The organism is Amycolatopsis sp. NPDC089917 (assembly GCF_040684635.1).
GTDB lineage: Bacteria > Actinomycetota > Actinomycetes > Mycobacteriales > Pseudonocardiaceae > Amycolatopsis.
This window is the reverse complement of sequence record NZ_JBFBGL010000012.1, coordinates 48,566-66,956: the sequence shown is the minus strand read 5'-3', so window position 1 is coordinate 66,956 and position 18,391 is coordinate 48,566. Positions and strand designations below refer to the sequence as shown.

The 18,391-nt window shown below is 69.2% G+C and carries 16 protein-coding genes and 1 pseudogene; 10 read left to right on the top strand and 7 right to left on the bottom strand.

Features of this window, described 5'->3' with window-relative positions:
* Positions 1 to 112: 112 nt before the first annotated feature.
* Both AB0N89_RS11675 and AB0N89_RS11670 read left to right on the top strand, forming a co-directional pair.
* Positions 113 to 955: a class I SAM-dependent methyltransferase gene (locus AB0N89_RS11675; protein ID WP_364203392.1), complete on the top strand. Its 843-nt coding sequence runs from the start codon at positions 113 to 115 to the stop codon at positions 953 to 955.
* 278 nt (positions 956 to 1,233) lie between these two features.
* Positions 1,234 to 2,091 (top strand): DUF11 domain-containing protein, encoded by an 858-nt coding sequence (locus AB0N89_RS11670; RefSeq protein ID WP_364203389.1) that lies wholly within the window; start codon positions 1,234 to 1,236, stop codon positions 2,089 to 2,091.
* 101 nt (positions 2,092 to 2,192) lie between these two features.
* On the opposite strand, the gene AB0N89_RS11665 is transcribed toward AB0N89_RS11670, so the two are convergent.
* Both AB0N89_RS11665 and AB0N89_RS11660 read right to left on the bottom strand, forming a co-directional pair.
* Positions 2,193 to 3,425 (bottom strand): sigma-70 family RNA polymerase sigma factor, encoded by a 1,233-nt coding sequence (locus tag AB0N89_RS11665; protein ID WP_364203387.1) that lies wholly within the window; start codon positions 3,423 to 3,425, stop codon positions 2,193 to 2,195.
* Positions 3,426 to 3,821 carry a YciI family protein gene (locus tag AB0N89_RS11660; protein WP_364203595.1) on the bottom strand — a complete coding sequence of 132 codons (396 nt, stop codon included), beginning with the start codon at positions 3,819 to 3,821 and terminating at the stop codon, positions 3,426 to 3,428. It lies immediately after the preceding gene.
* Positions 3,822 to 4,071: 250 nt separating this feature from the next.
* Between AB0N89_RS11660 and AB0N89_RS11655 the strand changes: the two genes are divergently transcribed.
* From AB0N89_RS11655 to AB0N89_RS11630, 6 genes are read left to right on the top strand one after another with little or no spacing between them, the layout of a single operon-like run.
* The gene (locus AB0N89_RS11655; RefSeq protein ID WP_364203384.1) at positions 4,072 to 4,812 is read left to right on the top strand and encodes a class I SAM-dependent methyltransferase; all 741 of its coding nucleotides are present in this window, start codon (positions 4,072 to 4,074) and stop codon (positions 4,810 to 4,812) included.
* On the top strand, positions 4,793 to 5,887 hold the full coding sequence (locus tag AB0N89_RS11650; protein ID WP_364203381.1) for an iron ABC transporter permease: 1,095 nt from the start codon (positions 4,793 to 4,795) through the stop codon (positions 5,885 to 5,887). The genes AB0N89_RS11655 and AB0N89_RS11650 overlap by 20 nt, the downstream gene beginning before the upstream one ends.
* Complete coding sequence (locus AB0N89_RS11645; RefSeq protein ID WP_364203378.1) at positions 5,887 to 6,675, top strand: ABC transporter ATP-binding protein; 789 nt, start codon at positions 5,887 to 5,889, stop codon at positions 6,673 to 6,675. Before AB0N89_RS11650 ends, AB0N89_RS11645 begins: the two co-directional genes overlap by 1 nt.
* Positions 6,672 to 7,655, top strand: coding sequence for an ABC transporter substrate-binding protein (locus AB0N89_RS11640; protein ID WP_364203375.1), 984 nt, complete (start codon positions 6,672 to 6,674; stop codon positions 7,653 to 7,655). The genes AB0N89_RS11645 and AB0N89_RS11640 overlap by 4 nt, the downstream gene beginning before the upstream one ends.
* Positions 7,652 to 8,707 carry a cysteine synthase family protein gene (locus AB0N89_RS11635; protein ID WP_364203372.1) on the top strand — a complete coding sequence of 352 codons (1,056 nt, stop codon included), beginning with the start codon at positions 7,652 to 7,654 and terminating at the stop codon, positions 8,705 to 8,707. The genes AB0N89_RS11640 and AB0N89_RS11635 overlap by 4 nt, the downstream gene beginning before the upstream one ends.
* A complete protein-coding gene (locus AB0N89_RS11630; RefSeq protein ID WP_364203369.1) occupies positions 8,704 to 9,894 on the top strand; it encodes an ATP-grasp domain-containing protein in 1,191 nt (396 codons plus the stop codon). Before AB0N89_RS11635 ends, AB0N89_RS11630 begins: the two co-directional genes overlap by 4 nt.
* 33 nt (positions 9,895 to 9,927) lie before the next feature.
* On the opposite strand, the gene AB0N89_RS11625 is transcribed toward AB0N89_RS11630, so the two are convergent.
* Genes AB0N89_RS11625 through AB0N89_RS11615 form a run of 3 tightly spaced genes read right to left on the bottom strand, consistent with a single transcriptional unit; the run spans position 9,928 to position 11,784 of the window.
* Complete coding sequence (locus AB0N89_RS11625; protein WP_364203366.1) at positions 9,928 to 10,509, bottom strand: hypothetical protein; 582 nt, start codon at positions 10,507 to 10,509, stop codon at positions 9,928 to 9,930.
* 11 nt (positions 10,510 to 10,520) lie between these two features.
* Positions 10,521 to 11,108, bottom strand: a complete 588-nt coding sequence (locus AB0N89_RS11620) for a hypothetical protein (RefSeq protein WP_364203364.1) — start codon at positions 11,106 to 11,108, stop codon at positions 10,521 to 10,523.
* Between the two features lie 58 nt (positions 11,109 to 11,166).
* Complete coding sequence (locus AB0N89_RS11615) at positions 11,167 to 11,784, bottom strand: TetR family transcriptional regulator (RefSeq protein WP_364203361.1); 618 nt, start codon at positions 11,782 to 11,784, stop codon at positions 11,167 to 11,169.
* 93 nt (positions 11,785 to 11,877) lie between these two features.
* Between AB0N89_RS11615 and AB0N89_RS11610 the strand changes: the two genes are divergently transcribed.
* Positions 11,878 to 12,582, top strand: coding sequence for an SDR family NAD(P)-dependent oxidoreductase (locus tag AB0N89_RS11610; RefSeq protein WP_364203358.1), 705 nt, complete (start codon positions 11,878 to 11,880; stop codon positions 12,580 to 12,582).
* Here AB0N89_RS11610 and AB0N89_RS11605 read toward each other — a convergent pair whose 3' ends face one another.
* Positions 12,583 to 12,960 (bottom strand): RidA family protein, encoded by a 378-nt coding sequence (locus AB0N89_RS11605; RefSeq protein WP_364203355.1) that lies wholly within the window; start codon positions 12,958 to 12,960, stop codon positions 12,583 to 12,585. It abuts the gene before it with no gap.
* Positions 12,961 to 13,112: 152 nt separating this feature from the next.
* Between AB0N89_RS11605 and AB0N89_RS11600 the strand changes: the two genes are divergently transcribed.
* Complete coding sequence (locus tag AB0N89_RS11600; protein ID WP_364203352.1) at positions 13,113 to 17,762, top strand: CARDB domain-containing protein; 4,650 nt, start codon at positions 13,113 to 13,115, stop codon at positions 17,760 to 17,762.
* A gap of 71 nt (positions 17,763 to 17,833) precedes the next feature.
* Here AB0N89_RS11600 and AB0N89_RS11595 read toward each other — a convergent pair.
* Positions 17,834 to 18,391 (bottom strand): annotated as a pseudogene (locus AB0N89_RS11595) (hypothetical protein); the annotation flags it as partial.

Genomic DNA, 18,391 nt, shown 5'->3' with positions numbered 1-18,391 from the left:
ATCACCGGCGGTGAACGCGATGCTAGGAGCGGACCCCTCGGTTACCGCAACGAAATCGGCTTCGGGCGTTCTGGATCCGTTCACCCGAACGGTGCTGGTGTATCGTCCCGGAATGCGTCACCTGGTACCCCATTCAGCCCTGAAAACCCTGGGCCGATCGGCCCGAGGCACCCTCGGCCGGGGCCTGCACCGGCTCGCGCGGCGATTCCATGATCCTTATACGGAGGAACTGGAACGGGTCGCCGCGGACCTGCGCGCGGAGATCGTCCGGCAAGGGGATCGCTGTTACGACCGCGTCATCGAGTTCGAAATCCGCAGCCGCCGCGACATGATCTACGCCGGCGATCAGGACGCGGCGCGGGACAGCAACCGTTTCGCCAGGGAGAACCTGACCGGGACCAAACACTTCGCGCGCCCGCAGGAGACGCTCGCGTACGCGCTTTCCCTTGCCCCGTCAGGCGGAATGGCGCTCGAATTCGGCGTCGCCAGCGGGAACACACTGCGGGTGATCGCGAAGGCACGCGGGGGTGTCGAGACCTACGGTTTCGACTGGTTCCAGGGCCTGCCGGAGAACTGGCTCAACGGGATGCCCGCCGGTTCTTTCGCGCGCGACGATCTGCCGGACGTCCCCGGTGCCGAACTCGTCGTCGGTCTTTTCGCCGACACCCTTCCCGGCTTTCTCGAGAAGCACGAAGGCGCCGTCGATTTCCTGCACGTGGACGGCGATCTGTACAGCTCGGCGAAAACCGTGCTCGATCTGGCGGGCCCGCGCCTGCGGCCGGGCAGCATCGTGCACTTCGACGAGTTCTTCAATTACCCCGGCTGGCAGGAACACGAGCACAAGGCCTGGCTGGAATACGTCGAACGCACCGGCGTCGAATTCGAATACGTGGCCTACACCTACGCCGACAACCAGGTCACCGTGCGCATCACCCAGGTCGATCCGTCTTCGTAAGCCCGGGCGACCGCGAGTCGTCCGGCGCTTCCGGCGCCCCTGGGCGGCGCGACGTCGTCATGATCAGCCGCTTTGTCACAGCTTGGGAACGAGCCGATGATCGAACTTCTGACCGAAGACCCGTGTTGTGCACTCGGAACGCGAAAGTGACTACTCCGAGCGGGTGAGGACGTCGGGCCACCTGGCGGGAGACACCGGTAACGAATGTCCGTTCCGGGGCGACTGATCGTTGTCCGCACCGATCGGCGAAAAGCCCCCGACCGGAATAGTGAGTACCGATGAAGCTTCGAAGAGCCTCGCTCCTGTCTTTGGTGGCCGCGGTGGCCACGATCACGCTCGTCGCGCCGGCCTCCGCCGTCGCGGCCCCGCCGACCAGCGCGGTGGAGGTATCTCCGACAACTGTCCAACGTGGACAGACGTTCACCGTCTCCCAGACCGTCTACAACGCCGACGCGACGTCCACCATCGAAGGTGGCAAGGCGACGCTCTACGGCAAGGAATCCTCGCTTCCCGCGATCGTGGACCTGGTGTCCTGTCCCGGCGCGTTCGCCTGCGACATGCTCGGCGGCAGTATCCGGGGCGGTGTCGGCTCGGTGACCCCCGGTCAGAGCAAGACCGTGCTGTTCACCTTCCGGGTCAAGGACGACGCCCCGCTGGGCAGCGTCACCCTGCAGCACCAGTTCGTCGGCGACAACTACAGCTTCGAGATCCTCGACGGTCCCGTGCTGACCGTCACCGGCACGTCGAGCAACGCCGACCTCGGCGTCACGCTGACCGCGTCCCCGCGTGGGGTCCTGACGTCGTCGATCGACTACACGGTGAAGGTCACGAACGCGGGCCCCGCCGCGGCTTCCGGGATCCGGGTGGTGTCGACCCTCGGCAACGGGCTGGGCTTCACCGGCTCGTCCGCTTGCTCGCACCCGAGCGGCACGAAGGTCGTCAACTGCGACTTCCCGTCGCTCGCGTCCGGGGCCAGTGCCACGGCCAAGTTCACGGTGGGCGCCGGGCTGCTGACCCTCGGGCCGGTCAAGACGACCGCGAAGATCACGCAGAGTTCGGTCGCCGACCCGAACGCGGGCAACAACACCGCTTCGTCGACCTGCACGGCGATCACCGGGCTGTTGCTCAGCTGCTGACCCGTACGAACTCGTGAGTGGTGAGGACGATCCGGACGCGAGCCTCGTGCAGGTCCGCGGTAGGTAGGCGAAGACCGGTCCGCCCTAACCGTCCTCACCACTCACGAGCGCAGGCGAGCGGCGCGTGACCGCAGATACCTTTGGTGCGGAAGGTTCGTCGCGCGCCGAGCGGCCTCCACATAGGACTCGACAGCGCCGGCGGTGTCCCCGGCCATTTCGAGCAGATGCGCGCGGGCGGCGGGGAACCGGTGATCGCCGGAGAGCCGGTCGCCGAGCTTTTCCAAGGCCGCCAGGCCTTCCCGCGGTCCTCTCGCCATCCCGACGGCCACCGCGTGGTTCAGCGCCACCACGGGATTGTCCGAAAGGCGCAGCAGAAGTTCGTACAGCGCCTCGATCTGCGGCCAATCGGTCTCTTCGGCGCTCGGAGCTTCGTCGTGCACCGCGGCGATCGCCGCCTGGATCTGGAACTGCCCGGTCGGCCCGTGCGGCAGCGCGGCCGACAACAGCGCGACGCCCTCGGCGACGTACTCGCCGTTCCAGTGATTCCGGTCCTGCTCGGACATCGGGATCGGCCCGCCGTCCGGCCCCGTCCTCGCCGGACGGCGGGCATCGGTGAGCAGCATCAGCGCGAGCAGCCCGGTGACCTCGCTGTCGTCCGGCAGCAGCCGATGGACGATCCTGGTCAGCCGGATGGCTTCGGCGGACAGCTCGGCCCGCAGCAGCTCGGGGCCGGACGTGCTGGCGTACCCCTCGTTGAAGATCAGATACAGCACGTGGAGCACCGCGTCGAGCCTCGCCAAGCGGTCGGCTTCCGGCGGCATGCCGAACGGGACACCGCTCGTCTTGATGCCGGTCTTCGCGCGGCTGATCCGCCGCGTCATCGTCGCCTCGGGCACCAGGAACGCGCGGGCGATCTCCGCCGTGGTGAGGCCGCCGACCGCCCGCAGCGTCAGCGCGATCTGCGACGCGGGTGACAGCGACGGGTGGCAGCACAGGAAGAGCAGGATGAGCGTGTCGTCGGAATCGGCGGCCCGCCGGTCCGCCGCGGGCGCGAGGTGTTCCTCCGGCAGCGTCCACTGGACGACGGTGTCCTCGCGACGGCGCCGTGCCTGCTCGGCGCGCAGCAGATCGGTCAGCCGCCGCGAGGCGACCGTGATCAGCCACGCGCGCGGATTGTCCGGGCGCCCCTCGGCGGGCCATTGCGTCGTGGCCGCGAGAAGCGCCTCCTGCGTCGCGTCCTCCGCCAGGTCGAAGTGACCGTACCGGCGGACGACGGCGCCGAGGACCTGCGGAGACAGCTCACGCAGCAGGTCCTCGACGCCGCTGTCCGGCATCTAGAGCTCCAGTTCTTCGAAGCTGTCGGCGCACGGCCGGATGTCGACGTACCAGTCGCGGTCGAGATCGTGGTCCGCCGGGAACGGGGTGTCCGCCAGCTTGGCCGCGATCTCGGTCGCGCGGTCGTAGCTCGCGCAGTCGACGATCGTGTAGCCGACCAGGACCTCCTGCGTCTCGGCGTACGGGCCGTCCGTCACCACGGGAGCGCCGTCACGCAGGGAGACGCGGCGCGCGTGCGCCGGCTGGGAGAGGCCCTGCGCGTCGACGAACTCGCCGGTCTCGACCAGGTCGTTGTTCCACTTGCCCATGAACTCGTGCAGGGCCGTGGCGTCCTCGGCGCTCCAGGTGCCGCCCATGGTCTCGAGATCCTTCTGCGACCCCATCATCATGATCATGTACTTCACGGTTGACTCCTCTCGGCGGGCACCGCCCCGGTGCCTTCTGCCGGAGACGTCGGAGCCGCCGGACAGGACCGGACATCGTTCGCCGGGAATTCTCTCCCGGGCACGGACGGCGGGCGAATCCGAGCCGCTCCCTGACGGTAATCAGTGATCACTCCACGAGAAAGGCTGCGACACCGGGAACCGAAGACGATCCTCCGACGACTTGTGGGGCTGAATCGTGCGGCCCGGCGAGCGGAGTGAGATGCACTGGTACGAGGACGACGACCTTTGGGTCGGCTTCGCGGACGTGATGTTCCCGCCCAGCCGGGCCGAAGAGGCCGAACGCCTGACGGCCACGTCACCGCTGCTGGAGGTCGCCGACGGCGCGAAGGTGCTGGATCTGGCCTGTGGTCCGGCGATCCACGTCGTGCCGCTGGCGAAGAAGGGCGCCGACGTGACCGGCGTCGACCTCAGCCCGGCCATGCTCGAACGCGCGCGCGAGGCCTGCGAAAGCGCGGGAGTCGCCGTGAAGCTGATCCAGGCCGACATGCTCGAATACGCCGAGCCCGGCGCGTACGACCTGATCATCAACATGTTCACGTCGTTCGGCTACTTCACCGAGCCCGGCGACAACCTCACCGTGCTGCGAAACGCCTACGCCAGTCTCGCGCCCGGAGGCAGGCTGCTGATCGACGTCCTCGGCAAGGAGGTGCTGGCCGGCTGGGTCGGCCGCCCCAAGGTGGCCGACGTCGACGGCGGGACGGTGTTCATGCGCGACACCATCCTCGACGACTGGACCCGGCTCAAGACCGACTGGACCCTGGTCCGCGACGGTGTCGCGAAGCAGGCCTCGATCCTGTCTTTCCTGTACAGCGCCGCGGAACTGAAGGCACTGTTCGAGTCCGCGGGCTTCACCGGCGTCGAGTGCTTCGGCGATTTCGACGGCTCGCCCTACGACAACCACGCACGCCGCCTGATCGTGCGTGGTGAACGTGCGGGCTGAACCGCTCCGCCTGTTCGCGGAGCCGGACGAAGGTACTGCCCGTCCGCTCCGGCTCACCGGTCCGGTGCTCCTGTTGTCGGCGGCGCTCGTGCTCTCGCTGATCGCGGGCATCTCGCTCGGCCCGTCGACCGTCGCCCTGCCGGATGTCCTGCGTTACCTGGGTAAGGCGGTCACCGGCGGCACCATCACCGGCGACGAGGTCACCGGGTACTCGATCGTCTGGCAGGTCCGCACGCCGCGGGTGCTGCTGGCGGCCGTGGTCGGCGCCGGGCTCGCGGTGGTCGGGGTCGCCGTACAGGCCTTGGTGCGCAACGCCCTCGCCGATCCGTTCGTGCTCGGGATCTCCTCGGGCGCCTCGGTCGGGGCGGCCGCCGTCGTGGTGTTCGGCCTCTTCGCCGGGCTCGGCGTGCTGGCGCTGTCGACGGCCGCCTTCCTCGGCGCGCTCGGCGCGACGGCGCTGGTCTATCTGGCCGCCCGCAGCAAGGTCGGCCTGACGCCGTTGCGTCTCGTGCTCACCGGGGTCGCGCTCACCTACGCCTTCCAGGCCGTGATGAGCGTGCTCGTCTACCTCTCGCCGAACGGCCAGGCCGCGCAGACCGTGCTCTTCTGGCTCCTCGGCAGCCTCGGGGCGGCGACCTGGGCGTCGTTGCCGCTGGCCGCGTTCGGGGTGATCGTCGCGATCGTGGTCCTGCTGCGTCACGGGACCGCGCTCGACGTCCTGTCCATGGGTGACGAGACCGCGATGAGCCTCGGTACCGACGCGGCCGCGCTGCGCCGCTGGCTGTTCCTGCTCACCGCGGTCGTCACCGGTCTGCTCGTGGCCGTCAGCGGTTCGATCGGGTTCGTCGGGCTGGTCCTGCCGCATGTGGTGCGGATGGTCGCCGGATCCGGGCATCGCCGCGTGCTCGCCCTCGCGCCGCTGGTGGGCGCGGTCTTCCTGGTGTGGGTCGACCTGCTCGCCCGCACCCTCGTCGCGCCCGAAGAACTGCCGCTCGGGGTGATCACCGCGCTGATCGGCGTCCCGGTGTTCCTCGTCGTGATGCGGCGTCGCGGCTACGCGTTCGGAGGTCGCTGATGCTGTCCCTGAACGCGCTTTCCGTCGAGGTCGCCGGATCGACGCTGATCCGCGAGCTGTGCCTGGACGTCGGCGCGGGCGAGGTCGTCGGTCTCCTCGGGCCCAACGGAAGCGGTAAGTCGACGGCGTTGCGCTGCGTCTACCGGGCGTTGAAGCCGTCCGGCGGCGCGGTGCTGCTCGACGGCACCGACCTCGCCGAACAGGGCCTGCGCGACACCGCCCGCCGGATCGCCGCGCTGTCCCAGGACAGCCGGGCGGATCTGGACTTCACCGTCGAGGAGGTCGTCGCGCTCGGCCGGTCGCCGCATCAGCGCGGCAACCTCCGGCTTTCGGCCCGCGAACGCGAGCTGTGCCGGGACGCGGTGCGGCGGATGGACATCACCCATCTCGCCCAGCGGAGTGTGCTGACGCTTTCGGGTGGCGAGCGGCAGCGGGTCCTGGTGGCGCGGGCACTCGTGCAGGAACCCGAGGTGCTGGTCCTCGACGAGCCGACCAACCACCTCGACGTCCGGCATCAGGTGGAACTGCTGAAGTTCCTGCGCGACTGCGGGCTCACCGTGCTCGTCGCCCTGCACGACCTCAACCTCGCGGCCGCCGTCTGCCATCGGATCGCGGTGCTGCGCGGCGGATCGCTCGCCGCCTGTGGCACGCCTGCCGAAGTGCTCACGCCGGAAACGGTCCGCGCCGTGTTCGGCGTCGACGTCACCCCGGTCACCCATCCCGTGACCGGTGCGCTCCAACTGCTTTACGACCTTCCCGCCGACGAAACCGAGGGGATCTCACGATGAAGCCGTCCAGGGTGACCGCGCTCTTCGCCGCGGCACTGCTCTTGAGCGCCTGCGGCGCCCAGGTCGAGGCCGGACCGGCCGCGCCGGCACAGGCCACGGTGACCAACTGCGGCGCGCGGGTCACGTTCCCGGCGCCGCAGCGTCCGGTGGCCTACGACGTCTCCGGGGCCGAGAAGATGTTCGCGCTGGGGCTCGCGAGCCGGATGCGCGGTTACGTGATGAACTCGCTCGGCGATCCGTCGATCGCGGGTTCGCCGTGGAAGGACGACTACGCCAAGGTCGAACGGCTCGGCACCTCGCGGGTCACCCGCGAGATCCTGGTCGACGCCAAGGCGGACTGGGTGATCGCGGGCTGGAACTCCGGGTTCAGCGAGGAACGCGGGATCACGCCGAAACTGCTGGACCAGGTCGGCATCCGCAGCTACCTGCACACCGAGACCTGCTGGGAGTACCCCACCGCGAAGTCGGAAGTGACGCCGCTGGAGGCGCTCTACACCGATCTGCGCAACCTCGGCGACATCTTCGGCGTCCGCCAGCGCGCCGACGAACTGGTCTCGGAACTCAAGGGACGCTTCGACAAGGTCCGCGCGGGAGCGCCGAAGACGCCGGCTGCCAAGGTGTTCGTCTACGACTCCGGAACCGACCAGCCCTTCACGTCCGGGAAACACGCCGCTCCCAACGACATCATCGACGCCGCGGGCGGGACGAACGTCTTCCGCGACCTCCAGGACGGCTGGGGCAGCGTCGGCTGGGAAGCGGTGGTGAAGGCCGAACCCGAGGTGATCGTCGTGGTGGACTACGCCGATCGGCCCGCGCAGGACAAGATCGCGTTCCTCAAATCCTCGCCGCAGCTGAAGAACACGCCCGCCGTACGCGACAACCGGTTCCACGTCGTCTCCTACGGGGACTTCGTGAGTGGCCCGCGCAACGCGGCGGGCGCCGAGTCACTGGCCGCGTACCTGCGCTCGATCGGCCGGTGACCGCGATGTCCGTGCCGGTCCACGACCACGTCACCGACGCGATCAAGACCCCGGCGTTGATCCGGTTGAAACCGAACATCGTGCTGATCCGCTTCGAGACCCTGAAGGTCTACGCGGCGCTCGGCGCGGTCCGGTCGCTGCTCGCGGACGGGACGGTCCGAAAAGGACAGACGCTGATCGACAGCTCCAGCGGGATCTACGCGCTGGCACTGGCGATGGCGTGTCACCGCTACGGTCTGCGCTGCCACATCGTCGCGTCCACCACCGTCGACCTCACCATGCGTTCGCAGCTGGAGATCCTGGGCGCGACGGTCGACCAGATGCCGCCGTCCGAGGACCTCCGCCTCGACCAGCGGCGCCGGGTCGCGCGGGTGCACGAGCTCCTGGAACGGAACCCGGGGATGCACTGGATGCGCCAGTACCACGATCCCGTGCACTACCTGGGATACGGCGAGGTCGCCGAGCTCGTCGCCCGCGCGCTGCCGTCCGGGCCGCTGACCGTCGTCGGCAGCGTGGGCACCGGCGCGTCGACCGGCGGGATCGCGCGGGCGCTGCGCGAACGCGACCCGGACGTCCGGCTGACCGGGGTCCAGCCGTTCGGGAGCGTCACCTTCGGCAGCGAGCGGTTCACCGATCCGGACGCGATCATCGCCGGGATCGGCTCCGCCATCCCGTTCGGCAACGTCGACCACGAGCTGTACGACCGGATCCACTGGCTGGACTTCGTGCACGCCATGGCCGCGACCGTCGGATTGATGCGCGAGCACGCCGTCTTCGCCGGGCTTTCCACCGGCGCCGCGTACCTCGTCGCGGGCTGGGAGGCGGCGCGGAATCCGGAGCGGACGCACGTCGTGATCGGCGCCGACACCGGACATCGTTACACGGCAAGGGTCTTCGCCCGGCATCGCGAGGCCGTCGACCCGGCGGGACTCGCGCCGCGCGAGATCGCTTCCCTGGACGACCTTGCCCTGCCGTGGGCGGCGATGGACTGGCGCCGCCGCCGATTCGGGATCCCCGTCCAGCCGTCGTACCGGAAGGAGCGCGTGTCATGACCGTCGTTCTGTTGGAAGCACTCACCTTCGGTCTCGGAAGGCTGGCCGAAGCCGCGGCGGAGGCCGGGCGGAAACTGGTGCTGTTCACCGGAAACCGTGACATCTACCGGTACGAGCTCGGCATCCTCGCGCCGGGCAGGGTCGAGGTCGTCGACATCGACACCACCGACATCGCGGCCTGCGAAGCCGCGTTGCGCGCGATCCCGGACCTCGCCGGGATCGTCAACTCGACCGACACCTGGGCGCTGCCGGGCGCGGAACTCACCGCCCGGCTCGGCCTGCCCGGTCCGGATGCCGCGGCCGTCCGCGTGCTGCGGGACAAGGGCGCGGTGCGCGAGCTGCTGTACGAACACGGGCTCACCCGCGGCAGGCCGGTGCCCGTCATGGTCGCCGAAGAACTCGGTTTCCCTTTGGTGGTCAAGGATTCCTCGGGGACGTCGTCGCGCGGCGTGTGGCTCGTCCGCGACGAGGCCGAGCTCGAACGTGCCCGGCAGGAGGCGAAGAACACGCCGCTCAAGGGGCATCTGATCGCCGAACCGTACTTCGCCGGACCGCTCTACAGCGCGGAAACCGTCACCTGGCAAGGAAGGACCCGGCTGCTCGGTATCCTCTCCCGCCAGCTGTCGCCCGAGCCTGTGCGACGCGAGGAGGCCGCCGCGTTCCCGGTGGCCTTCCCCGAGGCCGAGCTCGCCGGGCTGGAGGACTGGATCGGCCAGGTGCTCAAGGCCGCCGGCCACGAGCAGGGCTTCGCGCACACCGAGTTCGTGCTCACCACCGACGGGGCCGAGGTCGTCGAGATCAACATCCGGATCGGCGGGGCGATGCTCGGCGAGGCGCTGTGCCGGTCGCTGGGCACCAACGTCTATTCCGCGATGATCTCCTTGGCGCTGGGCGAGGAACCCGCCTTGCTCACCCAGGAGATCGGCGGGGGACCGGGCATCGGGTTCGTCCTCGCGTACCCGGCCGAGGAAGGCGTGCTGAAGGGCTGGTCCGGCCTCGGCAGACTGGCCGGTCTGCCCGGCGCGCCCGAGTGGTACCCGACGGCGAGCCCCGGTGACGAGATCCGGCACCTCACCGATCAGCGCTCCTGCACCGGGATCGTGCTGGCCGAGGGGCCGACGGCGGAGCTCGCACTGCATCGCGCGCTCGCCGCGGCGGGCGGGATCACGCCGGTGATCGGTTCTTGAGAGGTCCCGGCCACTCACGAGACCCGGCGTGAGTCAGGAACCCGGCGCGCACTTCTTCGCGGCCGCCATGGCGGCCAGCAGCTCCGGCGTGTCCATTTTCAGCGACGCGAACGGATCGGTGGTCTCCGTGAGCGGTTTCTGCGCCGCGTCCAAGGCCTTGAGGCCGGCGTCCAGCGCGGCCGGGCTCTTCGAGGCGTCCAGCTTCCGCTTCCCTTCCGTCGCCGCGTCCCGGGCCTTCGTGTAACTGTCCACAAGGGACTTCTTCGCCGCGTCGCCGCCTGGAACCGGTGACTCGGGCAGCGCGTTCAGCTCGTCGACCACCTTGCCCGTCAGGCCGGCCCGGACACCGAGGTCCTCGCTCAGCCAGGGGCGTGTCACCTCGACGCCGGAACCCTGCTTGCTCGCGTGCTCGTTGCTGGCCTTCACGTAGCCGAAGAGCGTGCCGCACATCCCGTCCAGCCAGGCGACCGTCTTGGCGTCCGGGGCGGGCGGCGGCGTGGGTGCCGGGGTGACGGTGACCGTCGCGGGTGGTGGCGGGGGAGCCGCCTCACCCGAACAGGCCGCCACCGCGAACAGGGCTCCCGCCAGGACCGTGGTCAAGGCTTTCGTTCTCATGGGGACTCCGGTCACTGGGGAGACGAGCATTTCTTGGCCGCGGCCGCGGCGGCCATCAGGTCCGGTGTCTTGAGCGTGAGAGAGGGCAGGAGATCGGGGGTCTCCGTGATCGGTTTCTGCGTGGCGTCCATCGCCTGGATCGCCGCGTCCATGGCGGCGCCGTTCCCGGACTTCTCCAGGCGCTGCTTCCCGGTGTTCGCCGCGTCCCTGGCCGTGGTGAACCGGTCCACAAGGGACTTCTTCACCGCGTCACCGCCCGGAACAGGTGACGCGGGCAGCGCGTTCAGGTCGTCGACGGCCTTCCCCGCGAATCCCGCGCGGACCCCGAGTTCCTCTTTCATCGCACCGCGGGTCACTTCGGTTCCCGATGGCTGCTTGGTCGAATAGTCGTTGGACGCCTTCATGTAGCCGTACACCGCGCCGCACACTCCGTCGAGCCACGCGACGGTCTTCGCGTCCGGTCCCGACGGCGGCGCCGGTGCCGTGGACGACGGCGTGGCCGTGACCGTCGTGGGCGGCGGCGGTGGTGTCTCAGCCGAACAGGCTGTCGTCGCGAACAGGGCCCCCAGCAGGGCAAAGAACAGAAGCTTCGTCTTCATAGGATCTTCCCTCCGGGGTGAACACGTCCCGGAGGGGTCCTGGGTTGCCTGCCGGTTTTCAGTCGCAGCCGCGCATGATCCCGGCGAGTTCGCCGGGCAGCAGCGGCGGTTCCGGCAACGGGTTCGCGGCGGTCGCGCGCATCCCGTCGAACAGGAGGGCGAGGTGGCGGCGCCACACCTCCGGCCGGACGGCCGAGGCCGCCTCCACGGTCCGCGCGATTCCCCAGGTCACGAAGGCCATGTCTTCCAGGGTGAAGTCCTCGCGCAGGGCACCGCTCTCCTTGGCGCGTTCGACGACCCGGGTCATGAGTTCGTAGCCGCGTTCGAGGTCCTCGGCCTGCGGCGGCCGCGTCGAGGCCAGTTCGTTGTAGCCGCGATCGGCGGCCTGGAGTTCGCAGACCCGTTCGACGAACGACGTCAGCCCGGCCCACGCGTCGTCGAGGGACAGCGCGTGTTCGGCCAGCTTCGCGACGGTCTCGGTCCGGTCGGCGAACACGGCGTTCACCAGATCCGCGCGCTGGGGGAAGTGGTTGTACAGGGTGCCGATGCTGACGCCGGCGGTCTTGGCGATCTCTTCGAGCGCGACGTCGAGGCCGCGCGCGGCGTAGAGCCCCCTGGCGGCCTCGACCAGCAGGTCGCGGTTGCGCTGGGCGTCCTTCCGCAGGGGTTTGGTCATGACCGTATCGTAGTCAAGTTGAAGGTGGCCTCGACTTGTGTGTACCTTCAAGGAAGTTGAGGACACCCTCAACTTAATCTTCCTGGAGGACCCATGACCAGAACGCTCGCGATCTTCGGCGCCGGACCGGTGCTGGGGCTGTCGCTCGCCCGCCGCTTCGGCCGCGAAGGCTTCCGGATCGCCCTCGTCGCGCGCACCACCGAGAACCTCGACGCGCTCGTCGCCGAACTGGGCGGAGACGGCATCGAAGCGCGCGGGTACGTCGCCGACGTCTACGAACCGGAGCAGATCGAGGCCGCCGTCGCCGCCATCGGCCGGATCGACGCCGTCGCGTTCAACCCCGGCGGCGGGACCATGGGCGAGGGGATCGTGCCAGTACTCGACGTCGATCAGGAGAATCTGCGGCTCGTCCTGGACCGGTTCCTGGTGTCCGCGGTGGCGCTGGTCCGGGCCGTCCTGCCGGCCATGGCCGAGCGCGGCGACGGCGCGATCCTGTTCACCGCCGGCCAGTCCGGCCTGCACCCGGCGCCGTTCCTCGGCAACGTCGGCATGGCGCAGGCCGCGCTGCGGAACTACTTCCACAACCTCAACGCCGTGCTCGCCGAGAAGGGCGTCTACGCCGGAGCCGTCAACGTCGGCGCGCTGATCGAGGGCAGCGTCCCGCATCGGGTGCTCACCTCGAGCCCGCTGGACTTCGAGCCCGAGGTGATCCACCCGGATGTCTTCGCCGACGCCTTCTGGAAGCTCTACGCGACGCGCGAGTCTCCCGAAGCGCTGGTCGGGTCGTTCGGGAAGTAGCTACTTCTCGATGGCGTAGGCCTCGATCTCGACCTTCATCTTCGGGTCGAGCAACGCCGTGACCTCGACCATGGTGGCCGCGGGCAGCACGTCGCCGAAGGCCTCGCGATGCGCCCGCGCCACCAGTCGGGCGTCCTTGATGTCGGTGACGTAGGTGACCGTGCGCACCACCGCGGCCAGGCTCGAACCGGCCTCCCGCAGCGCGGTTTCGATGATCGAAAGCACGGCGGCGGCCTGTTCGTACGCGTCCCCCGAACGGAACGGTTCACGCGCCGTCGTCCCGGACACGTGGATGTGGTCGCCGACGCGTACCGCCCGGCTGTAACCGAAGATCTGCTCGAAGTCCCCGCCGGAAGAGATGTTCACCCGCTCAGTCATGCCCGAACGAAAGCACAACGGCGGCCGGAGCGGAACCGGATTCGGCTCACCCATGATCGAACACGTTCAGGTGGCGCCCCGGCTTTCGAGTTGAGGCTCGCGGCACGGCTTGTAGCGTCAGGCTGAGTTGGCTCGCCACCGGGAGGCTCTTCGTGGTCGTCGCTCAATACCGGCGTCGTGCGCTGAAACCGTTGTCACGCCGGGTTTTGTCGTTCGGCACAGTGCTGGCGGTCCTGTTCGGAACCCTGGTCACGACGGGGACGGCGCAGGCGGCGACGTGGCCGGTGCAGGGCGAGAACGACCCGTCGACGTTCGACTGCGACCACCTGTACTACAGCAACTTCCGGTCCGGCATGCAGTTCCGCGCCGACGCCGCGGGGGACGCGGAGATCCAGAACACGGTGATCAGCAAGCGGGCGGGCACGGGCCTGCCGGACTACTGGTCGACGAACATGGCGATGGGCAAGGACCCGGACACCGGCCGGGTGGCCGCCTTCTACTCCAGCTACACCACCGGGAACCTCACGCTCTACAAGCACGTGTCGGGCACGAACACCGTCACCGACGAGATCGCCGGAGGCGAGACCCGCAAGCTCCCCGCCGGAGTCAACTGGGGCGGGCTCGGAGCCGATCCCGCGTCCGGAATGCTCTACGGCGCGCAGAACGGCGGGGCGCCGGTGTTGTTCGCGATGAACCTGGCCAGCGGCGCGACGAAGACCTTCTCCCGCGGGTCGACGCTGAAACCCGTTCCGGCGAACGACCCCGTGTTCGCCGGCGGATCGCTCGTCCCCGACCTGTTCGTCGATTCCTCCGGCGGCGTGTACTACGGGATCGTCTACGGCGGCCAGAGCTACATCTACCGCTTCGACCCGGACACCGGCGAGACCACCCAGGCGGTGAAGGTCACCGGTCCCGGATCGTCCAACGGCTTCAACAACTACGGCATGGCCTTCCTGAACGGGTCGATCTACCTCGGCTACTACGGTGGCGCGCTGTACAAGGTCGATCCGCGCACCGGCGTGTCCCAGCAGGTCCCCGGTGGTAACGCGCACACCAACCAGGTCGGCCGGATCACCTCCGAATCGGGCGGGACCTGGCCCATCACCGACCTGGCCAGCTGCTCGATCGCCCCGGACCTGACGAAACGGCTCGTGGTCGCCAAGAAGGCGGACAAGACCGACGCGAAGCCCGGCGACAAGGTCACCTACACCGTCACCGTCGCCAACGAGGGAACGGCGACCGCGCCCGGGACGGTCGTCACCGACGACCTGTCCGGCGTGGTGGACGACGCCGCGTACAACGACGACGCGAAAGCCGTATCCGGCGGCGGCGAGCTGGCGAAACCCCAGTACGACGCGACGGGGAAGCGGCTGACCTGGACCGGCGACATCGGCCCCGGCGCGACCGTGACGATCACCTATTCGGTGACGATCGGTTCGCCACCGGGCGGCGACAAGAAGCTCGACAACGTCGTGACCGTGCCGGACAGCAACTGCGCCGAGGGCGGGAGCGACCCAGAGTGCGCCGCGCGGGTCGCCGTGGCGACGTTGAAGATCGTCAAGACCAGCGCGCCGAAGAAGCCCATGCCCGGCCAGAAGGTCACCTACACGGTCACGCTCACCAACGACGGCACGGCCGACTGGGCGGACGCCACCGCCGTCGACGATCTGTCCGATGTGGTCGACGACGCGGCGTACGACGGCGATGCCACCGCGACCTCCGGCGTCGTGACCTATGTGGACGGTGACAAGACCCTGCGCTGGGCCGGTGCCGTCGGGAAGGGCGGCACGGTCACGATCACCTATTCGGTGACAGTCGCGAACCCGCCGGGCGGGAACAAACGGCTGACCAACGCGGTCATCGGGCCGGACGGTTCCACCTGCCCCGAAGGCTCCACAGACCCGGATTGCGGCACGGACGAGCCGATCAACGGCGTCGTGATCACGAAATCGGCCGCACCGGACTCGGCCAAACCCGGCGACGTCGTGACGTACACCCTGACCGCGCGCACTCTCGACGGTTCGGCCGCGGCCGGGGTGACGCTCACCGACGACCTGTCCGGCGTCGTCGACGACGCCACCTACAACGGTGACGCCGTCGCCAAGGCGGACGGGACGCCGACCCCGGCGCAACCCGCCTACGCCAGCCCGACGTTGACGTGGGCCGGAGACATCCCCGCCGGGAAGACGGTCACGATCACCTATTCGGTGAAGGTCGGCACGCCGCCGGCCGGGGACAAGGTGCTGCGCAACGCGGTCACCGGTCCGGACGGCTCGACGTGCCCGCCGGGGAGCACGGACCCGGCCTGCGGCACCGAGACCCCGATCGGCGCCCTGGAGATCAAGAAGACGGCGAGCCCGGCCTCGGCCATGCCCGGGGACAAGGTCACCTACACCGTGAAGGTGCGCAACGTCGGCTCGGCGGCCTACCCGGGCGCCTCGTTCACCGACGACCTGACCGGCGTCCTCGACGACGCCGCGTGGAACGGCGACGCCTCCGCCACCGCGGGCGTCACCGCCTTCGACGAGCCGGGCCGGAAACTCACCTGGACCGGTGACGTCGCCGCGGGAGCCACGGTGACGGTCACCTACTCGGTCACCGTCGGCAAACCGCCCGCCGGGGACCGGCGGCTGACCAACGTCGTCGTCGGACCGGACGGCTCCACCTGCCCGCCCGAGGGCGGGGACCCCGACTGCGCGACCGAAACCCCGCTCGGCGCGCTGGTGCTGGCCAAGACCGCGGCACCGGCGAGCGCGAAGCCGGGCGAGGCCGTCACCTACACCGTGACCGCGAGCAATCACGGAACCGGCGTCTACCGGGGCGCCCGGTTCACCGACGATCTCGGCGGTGCCCTCGACGACGCGACGTACAACCAGGACGCGCGGGCCACCGCGGGCACCGTCACGTACGCGGCGCCGAACCTGACCTGGACGGCGGATCTTCCGGCGGGCGCCACGGTGACCATCACCTATTCGGTCACCGTGAACAAGCCGCCCGCCGGTGATCGGACGCTGCGCAACGCCGTGACCGGCACCGACGACTCGACCTGCCCGCCCGGCTCGACGGATCCGGCTTGTTCCACCGTCACCCCGGTCGCGGCCCTGCGGATCGCCAAGACCGCCGAGCCGTCCGCGCCCCGGCCGGGCGAGCGGCTCACCTACACGGTGCGCGTCCAGAACACCGGAACCGCGGCGTACCCGGGAGCGCGGATCACCGACGACCTGACCGGCGTCCTCGACGACGCGACCTACAACGACGACGCCACGGCGACCGGTGGCACCACCGGCTACGAGGCCCCGGTGGTGACCTGGACCGGTGACGTCGCGGCCGGCGCCACCGTCACCATCACCTACTCCGTTACCGTGAACCGCCCGCCCGGCGGCGACAAGAAGCTCACCAACGCCGTCGTCGGCACCCCGGACGGCAACTGCCCGCCGGGCTCGGCGGATCCGGACTGCGGGACGGTCACGCCGGTGCCCGCGCTCAAGATCCGCAAGACGGCGACCCCCGACGAGGTCAAGACCGGTGACACGGTCACCTACACCGTCACCGTCGAAAACGTCGGCGCGGCAACGGATCCCGCCGCGTCGTTCACCGACGACCTCACCGGTGTGCTGGACGACGCGACCTACAACGGCGACGCGAAGGCGGACACCGGCACGGTGACCGTCACCGTCGTGAAACCGGCCTTGACCTGGACCGGCTCCCTCGCTCCCGGGGACAAGGCCACCGTCACCTATTCGGTCGTCGTGACCAACAAGGGCGACAAACGCCTGGTCAACGTGGTCACGGGCACGGGCTCGAACTGTGAAGAGGGCTCCGACGATCCGGACTGCCGCAACGAGCTGCCCACCCCGGCGCTGCGCATCACGAAGTCGGCCGCCCCGGCAGTGGCCGCGCCGGGCGGCAAGGTCACGTACACGGTCGTCGTGCGCAACACCGGCGAAGCCCCGTATCCCGGCGCTTCGTTCACCGACGATCTGACCAAGGTCCTCGACGACGCGACCTACAACGGGGACGCGAAGGCCACCGCGGGCGACGTCGCGTACGCGGAGCCGAAGCTGACCTGGACGGGCACGGTCGCTCCCGGTGCCACGGCGACCATCACCTACTCCGTCACCGTGGCGAAACCCTTGCGCGGGGACCACTTCCTGGACAACGCCGTCGCGGGCGACGAAGGAACCAACTGCCCGCCGTCAGGGCAGCGGGATCCTGCCTGTTCCACCCGCACCCCGGTACTCTCGATGATCATCGCCAAAGCGGCGTCGCCGTCGACCGGAGTCGCTCCCGGCGACAAGGTCACGTACACGCTGTCGATCACCAATACCGGCACCGGCGCCTACGACGACGCCGTCGTGACCGACGATCTGACCGATGTCCTCAGTGGAGCGACGTACAACGGCGACGCGAAGGCCACGAGCGGATCTGTCGAGCTGAAAGAGAAGCTGCTTCGCTGGCACGGAAAGCTCGCTGTCGGGCAAAAGGTCGCCGTGACGTATTCGGTCACCGCCGGTTCCGGGGAAGCGAAGCTGCGCAACGCGGTCACTTCCACCACTCCCGGCGCCAACTGTCTCACCTCGGACGAACCCGGTTGCTTCACCGAAACGTCGGTCACCCCAGGCGAGCCGCCGACGCCTCCGGTCGACCCGACGCCTCCCGTCGACCCGACGCCTCCGGTCCATCCGCCCGGTCCGTTGGCCTCGACCGGTTCGCACACCGGTGATCTGGTCGCGCTGGCCTTCGCCTTGATGCTGGCCGGAGCCTGGATGCTGCGGTACGCACGCCGCCGGGTTCGCCGCTGACGATCTGAAAAAGCCCGGTTCGGGTGTCCTGTGTGGACACCCGAACCGGGCTCGGTTCGTTCGAGCGTGGATCAGGGAGCGTTGTTCCCGCGCGAATCACGCGGGAAGTGGTCTCCGGCCGCCACGCCGGGGAGCACTGCCCCGCGGATCATGTCGATCGTGCCCTTCGTGATGAGCGCTGTACCGTTGTGGTTCGGGTCGGTGATGTGCTTGATGACATCGACGACCTTGGCGAACTCCTTGTTGTCGGTCCAGCCCGGGGGGCCGTCCATGATCTTCAGGATCTCGTTCATCTTCTTGTCGAAAGCGTCGAGCTGATACTGGTTGATCGAGCCTGGGTGCTCGTTCGCGTACTTCCTCGCGCCGTCCATGAAAAGGTCGTGCGTCTTTTCCTTGCTGTTGAACAACCAGTTCTTGTCGTCCTTGGCCGGAGCCCCGGTGCCTCCGTTGCCGTCGGCGTTGTTGGTTCCGCCGGTGCCTCCGTTGCCGTCGGCGCTGTTGCTGCCGGAGCCAGAGCCAGAGCCGGAGCCGTTGCCGTCGGCGCTGTTGCTGCCGGAACCTGAGCCGTTGCCGCTGCCCGATCCTGATCCGGAGCCGCTGTCAGTGCCAGAACCCGAGCCGCTGCCGGT